Consider the following 306-nt stretch of genomic DNA (forward strand, 5'->3'; position numbering starts at 1 on the left):
GTCCCGTCCCCGAGGGCGCAGGTCCTGATCACCGTCCCGGTCCTGTCCCTCCTGGGCGCCACCGACGAACCAGCCGTCCTGGACGGGTACGGGCCGATCCCGCCGTCCATGGCCCGCCGCCTGATCACCGACGGCGCCGGCTCCTTTTACCGCGTCCTGACAGACCCCCGTGACGGCGCCCCGCTGGAAATCGGACGGACCAGCTACCGCGTCACGAAGGCCCAGCGTCAATGGCTCCGCCTCCGCGATGGCAGGTGCCCCTTCCCCGGCTGCAGCAACCACTCCCTGGACAACGAAGCAGACCAC

General features: G+C 70.6%; 1 protein-coding gene. It reads left to right on the forward strand.

Annotated elements, in window-relative coordinates; all coding sequences use genetic code 11:
- Positions 1-306: DUF222 domain-containing protein (locus J9611_RS21615; RefSeq protein WP_211883395.1), on the forward strand; the 306-nt coding region annotated here is incomplete at both ends.

The sequence above is a fragment of the Pseudarthrobacter albicanus genome (assembly GCF_018224015.1).
GTDB classification, from domain to species: Bacteria; Actinomycetota; Actinomycetes; order Actinomycetales; family Micrococcaceae; genus Arthrobacter; species Arthrobacter albicanus.